We start from the raw sequence: 14,245 nt of genomic DNA on the forward strand, positions 1-14,245 counted from the left end.
GTCCACGCTGTCGGGAAGAGCTACCGAACGAGTCCGCTGGCGCCCTTCGGGGTGGGTCGTACGTAGCTCTTGGTCTCGACGGAAGCCTTCACGGATTCGACGCAAGCGGCGATGTCTCGCCGCCGTCGCTCGGAACCGCAGTCGAGCGCATCGATCACGAAGACCTTGTCGCGGCAGTCTCCGCTCGCCTGCTCGAGGGCATCGCGGACGCCCGGCGACGAGGCCACGATCGCGTTACAGTAGGGAGCGAGCGCGGCCACGCGGGCGATCGTGGATACGTGCGTGTCCTCGGCGATGGCGATCAGCGCGACCCCCGAAGGAAGCTGCGCCGCGCCCGCCGGGGACACCGCGCCGTCGACGTCGACGAGGACGCACGGAGCGCTCGGTCGGATCGCCAGGTCGAGGCTCGCCTGCCGCGCGGCCGCGTCGTCGCGCCGTGGCTGGAGGAAACGATGCCGAATCGTCGTCCGCTCCGCTCGCGTCGAGGCGGGTGTGAACCGACCGGCGACGAAGAGCGCCTGCGCATCGAAGACGTCCGGATCGAGCGCGCCCGCGATCCGCTCGCAGAACCCCAGCGATGCCGCCGGATCTGCCGCCCCGACGGCGAAGTACACCGGCCAGCGTCGTCCGGATGCGGTCGCGGGCGACGCAGCGAGCCCGAGCCGAGGTAGCTTCGACCCGAGCACGTCCTCGCACACGCTCACGATCCGCTCGGAGTACTCTCCGAATCGGTACGTGGCGCGGACGCGTCGCTCGGCCCGCGCGCCGATCGCCGCACGGAGCGCTTCGTCCTCGACGAGCTCCACCAATCGATCGGCCATGGCGACGCGATCGAACGGCGCCACGACGATGCCCGCGCCCTCCGCGAGCGCTTCGGGCGCGCCTCCCGATTCGGCGAACGCGATCACGGGCAGCGCGCACGCCATCGCCTCCTGGACGACGAGCGGGAACGGATCGGCGCGCGAGGTGAGGAGGAAGATGTCGCTGCACGCGAAGTACGCCTCGGGGTCACCGACGGGTGGGATGAACTTCACGCGCTCCTCGAGCCCGGCCGCGCGGTAGTCCCAGACCGCCCAGTACTTCGACGTGTCCCACTCGGCCGGGAGGGCTCGATTGCCCTTGAGGTAGTCCTTGTCGAAGGTCGCGCCTAGCCAGATGAAGAACACGCGCTTGTCGCCCGCGACGCGGCTCAGGACCTGGCGCGCGATGTCGACGAAGATGTCGATGCCCTTGCGCCCGTCGGCCGTCCCACATCCCATCACGACGATATCGCCCTCTTCGACGCCGTGCGCGCCGAGCAGACGCGCTCGCGTCCCCCAATGACTCCGCCCGAAATTGTCGCGGGTCAGGCCCTGCGGATAGACGACGGACTTCGTCGTGCTCGCCGGAGCGGCGCGGCCGAGCCGAGCGGCGACGAACATGGCCGGGCATATCAGGCGCGAGGAGTCTTCGACCAGCGCGGCGATCGTCGACGCCGGGTAGAACTCCGCGAATTCGTGGATGAGCGATACGATCGGGACGCCGCGCTGCGCGAAGTAGCGGACGTACGGCCACGTCTCCGCGCTGTTGCAGATCGCCAAGACCGGCGGATCGTCCGCGAAGAGGTCGAGCAGGTCGGCGAGCTCTCCGTCGAAATCGGCCTGCGACACCCGGCCGCTCCACAGCTGGCTCCGATGCTTCTGCTTCACGAACACGTGCGAGACCTGCTCGAGCTCCTCGACCAGCGGGCCGCCGACGTCGAGCACCGAGATGCATTCGACGTCGAGGTTCCTCGACAACCACTTCACGACGCCGAGCATGATCGCCGGCGCGCCCGTCCGTCCTCCGTCGTGGCCGACGATCAGGATGCGCGGCCTCCGAAGGCCGGACCGCCGGGCAGCGAGACGCGCCTCGAAGTACTCGACGAACCCGCTCTCGCCCTGGAACGAGCGCTCGGGCCACGAGGACCAGATATAAGGCAGGCTGATCAGCTGATTGGGCGCGCGACCTCCGGCGCACCCGTGTTCGAGGATATGGGTGACCGGACAGTCCTTGGGCTCGTGAATATAGTTCCGCTCGTAGAACGCAGGGTCATGGAAGGGCGTGGTCCGCGGCCGCCGATGAGGCGGTCGAGCCGCGAGGTCGCCCAGCAGGAGCTCGTGCTCCGGCGCGAGATTCTCGATCTGGCGGCGATAGAACTCCGGATCGAACACAGGGTTCGGCCAGCGATCCTCGGCGTGTCCGCTCGTGAGGTAATGCAGGAACGGGTCCTTGCCCGCGAGATCGACGTCCGGATTCGTCCGCACGTAAAAGCCGCGCTTGAACAGGCGGTTCGGCGTCGGACGTCTCGCCGGAGCGAGGCGCAGGTATGCGACGAGAGAGTTCGTCTCGCGATTCGCCTTCGTCCAGGACGGATCGACGAGCGCCATCTCGCGCCTGAACTCGCCCTCGTGGAACAGCGGGTGGAACGAGTTCTCCGGGAGCGGCGGCATCCGAAGGAACTGGGCGAGCACGTTCTCGTCGGGATCGAGCGTCGCCGCGAGCTTCGTCGCGAACCAATCCGTATCGAAGAGCGGATTCGGATCGAGCCCGTGCGCCGCGCCGGCCGCGAAGTAGTGGAGGACCGGCGTCGTGCTCCGCTCGCCGCGGCGCTCGAGCTGCGTTCCGTAGAAGTCGCGGTCGAAGACCGTCAACAGCTCGTCGACGCGCTCCTCGATTCGTGGGTGACGCGTGACGAGCTCGGCGACCTCGGATGCGAGAGGAACCGGGTCGTGCGCCGTCCGGAAATCGTGCGCGAGGTAGTCGACGTACGGATCGAGATCCTCGCGGACCCGCCGGCGTGCGCCGAGGTCGTAGGACGCGTGCTCGAACACGGTCGTCGGGACGAACCCACGCGCCCACCCTCCCTGCAGGTAATGGAGCGGCGGGACGAGCCCGCGCTGAGCGATCACGGGATCGAAGGCGAGGTATCGCCTCAGGTCGAACAGCGGATGAAATCGACGGCCCTCGCGTGAACCGGACACGAGGTAGTGAGCGAGCGGGTTCGTCCCCGAGTCACTCACGTCCCGGTGGATCTCGCAGTAGTACGCAGCGTCGAAGAGCGGGTGCGGTGACGCGAGCGTCGAGCCCCCGTTGCGGAGGTAGTCGAGGATCAGCGGCTCCTCGGGCACCTCGAGACCGAGACGCGCGAGCTCCTGCGCGTAGAACTCCTCGTCGAAGAGCCGCACGAATTCGGGCAGGAGCCGGACCCATTCGGGCCGAAACGCCTCGAGCTGCGCCTGGAGCGCGAAGAGTTCGGTCGCTGTCGGAAGCGTGGGACGGTACGAGTGCATGTTCGCGTGGACTCCGGAGCAGCGTCGCACGTCGACTGTGAGGCTCACCCCGTCACAAGGGTTCGGCCCCGGAACTCTCGGCGCGAATGACCGCGATCATCTCCGCGAGGCCCTCGCGCAAGGACACCTGCGGCGTCCATCCGAGCAAGGCCTGGGCCCGCCCGGGCGAGCCATAGAAGCGGGCGACGTCGAAGCCGCGCGGCGGCGCCTCGACGACGGCGGAGGAAGAGCTCGCGTGCTGGATGACGAGAGCCGCGAGTTCGCCGAGGGTGGTCGGCTGGCCCGTAAGGAAGTGTATCGGCGGCGGTGATTCACCGCCGGCCAGCAAGTCGACCACTCCCAGGAGGCCGCGGGCGACATCCCGGACGTGCGTGAAATCGAAGGTGTGGCCCGACCCATCGACACGTAACAGGGCACCGCGCACAGCGGCGCGTACGAACGCCGGGACGACCCGATCCGGGTGGTCCGCAGGGTTGCCGTACACGTTCGACAGGCGCACGATCGCGGTGCGCAGACCGTGCCGCCGCGCCTCGACCACGAGCTGTTCGCCGGCGACCTTGCTGCGCCCGTAGACGTTGATGGGCGCGAGCCGAGCGTCCTCGTCGACGGGGAGCTCGTCGGGTTGGCCGTAGACCTCGCGGCTGCTGGCGAACACCACCCACGGCCGCTGAGGCGCCGCGGCCGCCGCCTCCAGCACCACGCGAGTACCGCCGATGTTGACCGCCTCGCACAGCGCCGGGTCTCGCTCGCCCCAGATGACCCGAGAGACCGCCGCCAGATGAACGATGCCGCTGCAACCGGCGACGGCGCGGGCGACAGCGCCCCGGTCGCGCACGTCCTCTGCCTCGGGAGCACGAAGATCCAGGGTGCGCAGCTCGCATCCGCGGCCTCGCAGTTGGTGCACCAGCGCGGTGCCGACGAGGCCTTCAGATCCGGTGATCAGAATTGAATGAGTCAAGAGGTTGCCCCGGGCGAGGCGGAACTGGGCAGAGCGGCACGGAATCGATATACGCTCATTCGCCCGGCCGCCGCTCTCGGCGCGCCACGAAATGTGCGGATGATGACACCGGTGGCGAGAACCGCCGCGATCACAGGAGTGCGATCATTCGCTCGAATTTGCCCTCGGGCCCCGCCGATGCCGGATCCTTTCGCCGTGAAGGCTGAATATGCTTTGTGCGGTGGTCAAACCGGATCGGGCGCAGGCGAGAAAACGGCGTCCGATGCAGTTCGAGATCCAGCCGCTCGAATTCAATCGGACAGAGCATCTCCAGGCGCGGCCACGGCTGCACCTTCCGTGTGAGCCCCGCGACAGTCACGTACGCGCGACTTTACGGCGAGCGCCTGCTCCGCGCCCGAGCCCAGGGGATCCGGCGGCCCGCTCGACGAGCGGTGATGCTCGAGAAGCGCCCGCGCGCGGGCGAGGCGCCTCGGGTCAGTGCATCGAGACCTGCATGCGATTGGCGAGGTTGATCAGGCCGATGCCGGCGGTCAGCGCCGCGATCTGCTGGTCGCTGAAGTGCCGCCGCAGGCGCGCTCGCAGCGGCCCGTAGTCGGTCTTGCGGTCGAGGACGGTGAGCGCCTCGGTCCACGCCAGCGCGGCCTTCTCGGGCTCGGTGAAGTCGGAGACGTGCTCCCAGACGATGAGGCGGTCGAGCCGGTCCTGGGTCTCGCCGTGCTCGCGGGCCTCGCGGAGGTGCATCTTGAGGCAGTTGGCGCAGCCGTTGATCTGCGAGGCCCGCGTGACCACCAGGTGCTTGATGGTACGGTCGAAGCCGAGGGCCTCGATCTCGCGGTGCAAGGCCATCACCGCCTTGATGACGTCGGGGAGCAGCAGGTCGAGCCGGATGGGTTGGGTGTCGCTCATGGTGTCGGTTCCTTCACAGGCTTGAAGAGCGAGCCGGCCGGGTTGTGACACGCGACAAAGAATTTTTTCGAGGCGCTCCGCGCGGGGTGCGCGGATCGCCGCTGGGGCGTCGCGCAGTTCGGGCTTCTCAGGGAAGACCGAGCCGAGAGAGGGCCTCGTCCTGCGGTGTCTCTTCGGCCGACCTGCGCGTCGAGCTGGGGGGCGATTTTCAGCCGGCGAAATTGAAACGCGGGCGCTGGTCACTTGCCGGTCGAGGGCCCGCCTGGGGGTCCACGCGAGCGGCAGATCCGAGCCCGCTCGGCGCCGTCGTGCGCAAGTGCCTCGTTCCTCGCAGGTCCAGCCCGGCCGGCTTGCGCCATGGGTGCGTCCAATGCTCGATTCGAACGCCATGGATTCGTCGGAGAGACCGCTCTCCGCCATGCAAGAACAACTCTGGGTGCTCGCTCGACTCGACCCGGAGTCTCCGGTCTACAACACCTTGTGGTCGATCGACCTGCCGTTCGCCGTCGACGCCGACGCCATGGAGCGGAGCCTCGCCACGCTCGTGCGGCGCCACGCGGCGCTGCGGACGATCTTCGTCGCGCAGGACGGCGGCCCGGTGCAGATCGTCCGGCCCGCGCCGGCGCTGCGCCTCCCGCTGCTCGCGCTGGACGCTCCGGGGCCCGACGGCGCGGTCCCGCCGGCGAGCGAACGCGCGGCGGAGCTGCAGCGGATCGCCACGGAGGAGCTGCGGCGGCCGATCGATCTGGCGCGCGGTCCCCTGTTTCGGGCGCTGCTCGTCCGCCTCGCCGACGAGCGCTTCAAGCTCCTCCTCTGCATCCATCACATCGTCATCGACGGATACTCGGGGTACAAGATCCTGCTCCCCGAGCTGCTCGAGTGCTACGAATCACTGGCCGCCGGCCGCCGCCCCCAGCTCACGCCGGCGCGGCTCCAGATAGCGGATTACGCCGCGCTGCAGCGACAGGCCCTGAGCGACGAGGTGCGAGCGCGGCTGCTCCGCTACTGGAAACACCAGCTCGCGGATCTGCCGGCCGGGCTCGCGCTGGCCGCCGATCGCCCGCGACCCGCGGTCGTCAGCGATCGCGGCGATGTCCACGAAGAGCTGCTCCCCGGCGCCCTCCTCGATCCGCTGCGGGCGCTGGCCCGCCGCGAGGGCGTCTCGCTGTTCACCGTGATGCTCGCCGCGTATTACACGCTCCTCGCGGTCTACACCGGCCAGGCCGACCTCGCGGTGGCGACGATCGTCGCCGACCGGGACACCGCGGAGAAGCGGACGATCGTCGGTCCTCTGCTGAATACAGTGGTCCTCCGCGCGCGCGTCGACCAGGAGCTGCCAGGCTGCGAGTTCGTCCGCCGGGTCGACGAGGTGCTCCGCGGGGCCCGCGAGCACGCGGCGCTCCCGTTCGAGGCCCTCGTCCACGAGCTGCGGCCGCGCCGCGATCCCGGCGCGACTCCGCTGTTTCAGGCCGCCATCCATCGCGTCGCCTCCGCCCATTTGCGCGGGGCGACGATGACGCATCACGGCGCCACCACCGGCGCCGCGATGTTCGACCTGACCTTCGACCTGCACGACGTCCCGGAGGGAATTCGCCTGTACATCGAGTACAGGACCGACCTGTTCGCGGGCGAGACAGTCGCGCGGATGGCCGGCCACTACGCGGCGCTGTTGCGCGATCTCGGCGCGCGGCCGGGGCTCCCGCTGCGCGCGCTGACGCTGCTGACCGACCGCGAACAGGAGCAGCGCGCCGCGTGGAACCATACCGAGGTGCGCCTGCCCGAGCAGCAGTGTTTCCACGAGGTGTTCGAGGCCCGCGTGCGCGAGGCACCCGACGCGCTCGCGGCCGTCGACGGGACCACTACGATCACCTACGGCGAGCTGAACACGCGCGCCAACCGACTCGCGCGTCACCTGCGGGCCCGCGGCGTGCGGCCGGGGTCGCGCGTCGGCCTGTGCCTCGAGCGATCGATCGACGTGCTGGTCGGCCTGCTCGCCGTCGCCAAGGCCGGCGGCGCCTATGTGCCGCTCGATCCGGTCTACCCGGGCGAGCGGCTGCGATTCATGCTCGACGACGCCGGCGCGACCGTGCTCGTGACCCAGGCGCACCTCGTCGATCGCCTGCCCTCGACCGCGGCCTCGCTCGTGGTCCTCGACCGCGACCGGGCTGCGATCGCCGCTCACTGCGGCGGCGATCGGCCCTCCGGCGCCAGCCTCGACGACCTCGCCTACGTGATCTACACCTCCGGCTCCACGGGCACGCCGAAGGGCGTGGCGCTGCCGCACCGCGGCCTGTGCAATTTGTTCGGCTCCCAGCGCGCGGAGATCGGCGTGCAGCGGGGCAGCCGCGTGCTGCAGTTCGCGTCGCTGTCGTTCGACGTGTCGGTGTGGGAGATCGTGCTCTCATTGACCGCCGGGGCCACGCTCGTGCTCGGTTCGTCCGCGGCGATGATGCCGGGGCCGGCCTTGATGGCGACGCTGCGCGAGCAGGCGGTCACTGTCGCGTTGCTGCCGCCGTCGGTCCTGGCAGTGCTCCCCGAGGACGCGCCGGCGTCGTTGCCGGCGTTGACGACGATCGTCACCGGGATCGAGGCCTGCCCGCCCGCGCTCGTCGCTCGCTGGGCGTCGGGGCGCCGGTTCTTCAACGCCTACGGCCCCACCGAGGCGACCGTCTACGCGACCGCCTGCGAGTGCGTCGGCGACGACGCGATCGTCCCGATCGGCCGGGCGATCGCCAACATGCGCTGTCACGTCCTCGACGCCTGGCTGCGCCCGGTCCCGGTCGGTGTCCCCGGGGAGCTCTGGCTCGCCGGCCTCGGCCTCGCGCAGGGCTATCTCGGCCGGCCCGGGCTCACCGCGGAGCGGTTCCTCCCCGACCCGTGGAGCGGCACCCCCGGCGAGCGGATGTACCGGACCGGAGACCTCGTCCGCACGCTCCCCGACGGCCGGATCGTCTTCCTCGGCCGCGCCGACACGCAGGTGAAGATCCGCGGCTTCCGCGTCGAGCTCGGCGAGGTCGAGGCCCTGCTCCGCGGTCACGAACACGTGCAGGACGTCGTCGCAGTCGTCGCGGGGGAGCTCGCCGCGGAGCGCCGCCTGGTCGCCCTCGTCGTCCCGCGACCGACCGTCGCCGCGCCGAGCGAGGCCGAGCTGCGGCGCTGGCTCTCGCGCAGGGCTCCCGAGCACCTCGTGCCCGCGTCGTTCCGCCTCGTCGATCGCCTGCCCGTCCTGCCGAACGGCAAGGTCGATCGCCGCGCCGCGCTCGCCGAGTTCGGGCGCCGCGGCCCCGCCGGGCCGGGCGAGCTCGCCGGCGCCACCGAAGCGACCCTCGCCGCGATCTGGCAGCGCTCTCTCCGGCTGGACCGCGTCGGTCCGCACGACAACTTCTTCGATCTCGGCGGCAACTCGTTGCTGGCCGCGCAGGTCCACGACGCCCTCACGCGGGCGCTCGGACAGCCGCTGGCGATGACCGACCTGTTCCGCTTCCCCACGCTCCGCAGTTTGGCGGAGCACCTGGGCGGCGCCGCGATCGCCCTGCCCGGCTTCGAGCGCGCACGGGAGCGGGCGAAGCGGCAGCGAGGCCTCGCCGCGGGCGCCCGGTGCGACGGCATTGCGATCATCGGCATGTCCGGGCGGTTCCCCGGCGCGCGCAGCGTCGCCGAGCTGTGGCACAACCTGTGCGCCGGCGTCGACTCGATCCGCCGCTTCAGCGACGACGAGCTGCGGGCCGCCGGCGTCGAGCTCGACGTCTTGAACGATCCGAAGTACGTCAAGGCCAGGGGCATCGTCGACGACGTCGCCGGCTTCGACGCCTCCTTCTTCGGCTTCACGCCGCGCGAGGCCGAGATCCTCGACCCGCAGCACCGCCTGTTCCTCGAGTGCGCCTGGGAGGCGCTCGAGGACGCCGGCCACCACCCTGCCGCGAGCCCTGGCACGGTCGGCGTATTCGCCGGCGCGAGCGCCACGGACACCTATTATTTACACAACCTCCATCCCAACACCGAGCTGCGACGGGCGATCGGCTACCCGCTGTTCTTGACCAACGTGGCGGACTCGCTGCCCACCCGCGTCTCCTACGCGCTCGATCTCAAGGGTCCGAGCGTGGCGGTGCAGAGCGCCTGCTCGACCTCCCTCGTCGCGATCCACATGGCGTGTCGCAGCCTGCTCGACGATCAATGCGATCTGGCGCTCGCGGGCGGGGTCTCGCTCAGCTTCCCGCTGGTCTCCGGCTACCACCACCGCGAGGGCATGATCCTGGCCCCCGACGGCCGCTGCCGGGCCTTCGACGACCGCGCCGCGGGGACCGTCCCGGGCAACGGGGTCGGCGTCGTCCTGTTGAAGCGGCTCGCCGACGCCGTCGCCGACGGCGACCCGATCTACGCCGTCATTCGCGGCACTGCGATCAACAACGACGGCGCCTTCAAGGCCGGCTACACCGCGCCGAGCGTCGAGGGCCAGGCGGAGGCGATCGTCCAGGCCCACGCGGTCGCCGACGTCGCGCCCGACACGATCGGCTACGTCGAGGCGCACGGCACCGGCACCCGGCTCGGGGACCCGATCGAGATCGCCGCGCTGACGCGAGCCTTCCGCAGCGGCACCGAGCGGCGGCAGTTCTGCGCGATCGGCTCGGTGAAGACCAACCTCGGTCACCTCGACGTCGCCGCCGGCGTCGCCGGCCTCATCAAGGTCGCGCTCGCGCTCGCGCACCGGCAGCTGCCGCCGAGCCTGCACTTTTCGGCGCCGAACCAGGAGATCGACTTCGCCGCCAGCCCCTTCCGCGTCCACACCGCCTTGAGCGAGTGGCCGCGCGGCGAGCTGCCCCGGCGCGCCGGCGTCAGCTCGTTCGGCATGGGCGGCACCAACGCGCACGCGGTGCTCGAGGAGGCGCCCGAGGCGGACGCTGCCGGTCCGTCGCGGCCGTGGCAGCTCGTGCTGCTGTCGGCGCGGACGAGGCCGGCGCTCGCGGCGATGACGACCAACTTGCGCGAGCACCTGGTCGCGCACCCGGAGCTCGACCTCGCCGACGTCGGCTACACGCTCCACGTCGGCCGCAAGGAGTGGTCGCACCGGCGCGCGCTCGTCTGCCGCGACCTCGAGGACGCCGCGAACGCCCTCGCCGCGCCGGACACGGGTCGGGTGCTCACCGCCGAGGCGGACGCGGGCGAGCGCGGCGTGGTGTTCATGTTCCCGGGGCAGGGCTCGCAATACGTCGACATGGGCCGCGAGCTGTACGCGATCGAGCCGGTGTTCCGCGCCGAGGTCGACCGCTGCGCCGACGCCCTGCTGGCCCCGCTCGGCCTCGACCTCCGCGAGGTGATGTTCCCGAACGCGGACGACGTCGAGGCCGCGCGCGCGCGCCTCGAGCAGACTGCGCTCACCCAGCCGGCCCTGTTCACCATCGAGTACGCGCTCGCGCGGCTGTGGATGAGCTGGGGCGTCCAGCCGGCGGCGATGATCGGCCACAGCGTCGGCGAGTACGTCGCCGCCTGCATCGCCGGCGTCCTCGACCTCGACGACGCCCTCTCGCTGGTGGCCGCCCGCGGCCGACTGATGCAGACCGCCACGCGCGGCGCCATGCTGGCAGTCGCCCTGTCCGAGGCGGACGTCGCCGCCTATCTGTCGCCCGCGCTGACCGTCGCCGCAATCAATGCCCCGTCGCGTTGCGTGGTCGCCGGCCCGGTCGACGCGATCGACGAGCTCCAGGCGCGGCTCGCCGCGGCGCGCGTCGAATCACAGCGGCTCCGCACCTCGCACGCCTTCCACTCGGCGCTGATGGATCCGGTCCAGGGGCCGTTCGTCGCGCTCGTCCGCACCATGCGCCTCGGCGCCCCGCGGATCCCGTACCTCTCGAACGTCACCGGCACGTGGATCACCGAGGACGAAGCGCGGAGCCCCGAGTACTGGGGGCAGCACCTGCGCCGGCCGGTCCGCTTCGCCGCGGGGCTCGGGCAGCTGCTCGCAGATCCGCGCCGGCTCTTGCTCGAGGTCGGGCCGGGACGGACTCTGTCGACTCTGGTCAAGCAGCAGCTCGAAGCGACGCCGCAGGTGCTCGCGCTCGCGTCGCTCCGGCGCGCACACGAGGTCGAGTCGGACGTCGCGTCGATGCTGCGCGCGCTCGGCCGCATGTGGCTCACCGGGCTCCGCGTCGACTGGACCGCCTTCCACGCCCGTGAACGCCGCCGCCGCGTGCGCCTGCCGACCTACCCGTTCGAGCGACAGCGCTACTGGATCGACCCCGTGACGCCCGCGCACGCCCCCCGTCCTGCGCCCGCGCGCGAGCCGATCACCGACTGGTTCTACGTCCCGGCATGGAAGCAATCATCGCCGCCGCCGCGGACGCCCGCCGCGGAGCGCGGGCCCTGCCTGCTGTTCGTCGACGGCCTCGGCCTCGGCGACCGACTCGCCGCACGGCTCGTCACCGACGGCTTCGAGGTCGTCTCCGTCGCCGCGGGCGAGCGCTTCGTGCGAGAAGACGCCCGCCGCTTCCGCATCGATCCGCGTCGGCCCGCCGACTACGACGCCCTCGTCGACGCCCTCGCCGCCCAGGGGACGTCGCCGCGGACCATCGCGCACCTGTGGGGCGTCGCGCCCGTCGAGGACGCGCTCGAGTCACGGCTCGAACGCGGGCTCATGCTCGGGGTCCACAGCCTGCTCCGCCTCGTCCAGGCCCTCGGTCGCCGCAACGCCGACCCGATCCGCCTCGCGGTCGTCACCAGCGGCGTGCAAAGGATCGGCGACGCGGACGTGCCTTGCCCCGAGCGCGCGACGGTCCTCGGCGCCTGCAAGGCGCTCCCCAGGGAGTACCCGAACCTGCGCTGCACCAGCATCGATGTCACGATCCCGCCGCCGGGGAGCTTCCAGGAGCGACGGCTCCTCGACCGATTGGCCGGCGAGCTGGCGGCGCAGCGCGAGGACGCGGTGATCGCCTACCGCGGCGGCGAGCGCTGGACGCAGACCTTCGAGCCAGTCCGGCTCGAGCGGCCCGACGCGCGCGCGGCCGTCCGCCTCAAGCCCGGCGGCGTCTATCTGCTCACCGGCGGCCTCGGCGGCCTCGGCCTCGCTCTCGCCGAGCACTTCGCCAGGACGGCGCAGGCGAAGCTGGTGCTGGTCGGGCGCTCGACGCTGCCGCCGCGAGAAGAATGGCCCCGGTGGCTCGAGCGCGCGGACCCGCCGGCGGCCGCGGTTCAACCCAAGATCCGCAAGGTCCTGCAGATCGAGCAACTCGGAGCCGAAGTGTTGCTCGTCGCCGCGGACGTCGCCGATCGTGCAGCGATGGAGGCGGTGCTCCGCCGCGCCTGTGAACGATTCGGGCGCATCGACGGCGTCGTCCATGCGGCCGGCATCGCCGGCGGCGGCCTCACCCAGGGCCAGACGAGCGCGCAGATCGAGGCCACCTTCGCGGCGAAGCTCCGCGGCACTCTGGTCCTCGACGCGCTGCTCCGCGACGTGCCGCTCGACTTCCTGGCGCTGTGCTCGTCCCTCGCGTCGATCCTGGGCGTGTTCGGTCAGGTCGACTATTGCGCCGCCAACGCCTTCCTCGACGCATTCGCGCAGCACCGCGCCGCGACCGACGGCGCCCCGATCGTCTCCATCGATTGGGACGGCTGGCAGGACATCGGCATGGCCGCCCGCTTCTCGTCGCAGTCCCGCGGATGGCTCGCGGACACGAGCCAATACCTGTCGCCCGCCGAGGGCGTCGACGCGTTCGAGCGGGTCCTGTCGTGCGCCCTGCCGCAGGTCCTCGTCTCGAAGCAGGAGCTGCAGGCGCGGCTCGAGCGAGACGCGGCCGTCTCGCTCGCACCGCCTGCTGCGAGCGAGACGGCCGCCGGCCTCCCGCGCGCGAGTCATCCGCGCCCCGATCTCGCCGTCGAATACGTCGCGCCGTCCACCGCGATCGAGCGCCGGATCGCCGACGTCTGGCAGGAGCTCCTCGGCATCGCGTGTGTCGGCGTCCAGGACGACTTCTTCCAGCTCGGCGGCGATTCGCTCATGGCAGTCCAGGTGATCGCCAGGTTGCGCGAGGTCCTCGGCGCCGACCTGCCCATGCACTGCCTGTTGACCGCACCGACGATCGCCGGCCTGGCCGGGCTCCTCGCGCGCCGCGAATCGTCACCCGAGCACGAAGTCGGTCGCGCGCGAGCGCGGAGCGAAGGGCCGACGCTCGTCCAGATCCAGACCGGCGATCCGCAGCGCGCGCTGTTCCTGGTCCACCCGGTCGGCGGACACGTCTATTTCTACCGCGACCTCGCCCGCAGCCTCGGGCCCGGGCAGGCGGTCCACGGCATCCAGGCCCAGGGCATCGACGGCGAGGCCGAACCACTCGCATGCATCGAGGCCATGGCGGCCCGCTACCTCGCCGCGATCCGGTCGATCCAGCCCGAGGGGCCGTACCGCCTCGGCGGCGCCTCGTTCGGCGGCCTCGTCGCCTACGAGATGGCGCAGCAGCTCCACGCCGCGGGCGAGCGCACCGCCCTGCTGGCCCTGATCGACTCGCCCAGCCCGGGGCACATGCCGCCCAGGCTCGACGGCGACGCGGACATCTTGACGTATCTCCTCGGCGTGGGCGGCGGCCTGCCGGTCGCGTCGACGCGGCTGCAGGAGCTCGCCCCCGACGAGCAGCTGCGCTACTTCGCCGCGCGGGCCGGGCTCGCCGGACGCATGCTGCCCGACCTCGAGCCCGCGCGCGTGCGTCACTTCCTGCGCCTCTTCGCCGTCAACTGCGAGGCGATGCTGCGCTACACCCCGCGGCCGTACCCCGGGCGCGCACTGTTCTTCCGCGCGAGCGAGGCCGACGGCTACAACTCGACGACCCCGGAGCGCGGCTGGCAAGGGCTCGTGCAACACGGCCTCGAGGTCCATGCGGTGCCAGGGAACCACATCACCATGAACTTCCGCCCGAACGTCGAAACCATCGCCCACCGCCTGCGCGAGCTCCTCCCGTGAACCGCACCGCGAGCGCCTCCATTGGTCGACGAGCGATCGAAGGAGCGCCTCACGGAGGGGGCGCGTGCCGACACGCGACGCCGACCTTGCAGCGCGGCCACGCTCTTGCTGCAAGGGGTCCCTCCCGTC

At 71.3% G+C, this 14,245-nt stretch carries 4 protein-coding genes; 1 reads left to right on the forward strand and 3 read right to left on the reverse strand.

Translation table 11 applies throughout. From position 1 onward, the window contains the following. Positions 1 to 20: 20 nt before the first annotated feature. The 3 genes from O0S08_RS34815 to O0S08_RS34825 form a co-directional block, all read right to left on the reverse strand. A complete protein-coding gene (locus tag O0S08_RS34815) occupies positions 21 to 3,311 on the reverse strand; it encodes a glycosyltransferase family 4 protein (protein ID WP_269033753.1) in 3,291 nt (1,096 codons plus the stop codon). A 52-nt stretch (positions 3,312 to 3,363) separates the two neighbouring features. Then, on the reverse strand, positions 3,364 to 4,269 hold the full coding sequence (locus O0S08_RS34820; protein ID WP_269033754.1) for an NAD-dependent epimerase/dehydratase family protein: 906 nt from the start codon (positions 4,267 to 4,269) through the stop codon (positions 3,364 to 3,366). A 474-nt stretch (positions 4,270 to 4,743) separates the two neighbouring features. Beyond that, the gene (locus O0S08_RS34825; RefSeq protein ID WP_269033755.1) at positions 4,744 to 5,175 is read right to left on the reverse strand and encodes a carboxymuconolactone decarboxylase family protein; all 432 of its coding nucleotides are present in this window, start codon (positions 5,173 to 5,175) and stop codon (positions 4,744 to 4,746) included. Positions 5,176 to 5,563: 388 nt separating this feature from the next. Between O0S08_RS34825 and O0S08_RS34830 the strand changes: the two genes are divergently transcribed. Next, positions 5,564 to 14,116, forward strand: a complete 8,553-nt coding sequence (locus O0S08_RS34830; RefSeq protein ID WP_269033756.1) for a non-ribosomal peptide synthetase/type I polyketide synthase — start codon at positions 5,564 to 5,566, stop codon at positions 14,114 to 14,116. The last annotated feature ends 129 nt before the right edge of the window (positions 14,117 to 14,245 follow it).

Source organism: Nannocystis punicea (assembly GCF_026965555.1).
GTDB lineage: Bacteria > Myxococcota_A > Polyangia > Nannocystales > Nannocystaceae > Nannocystis > Nannocystis punicea.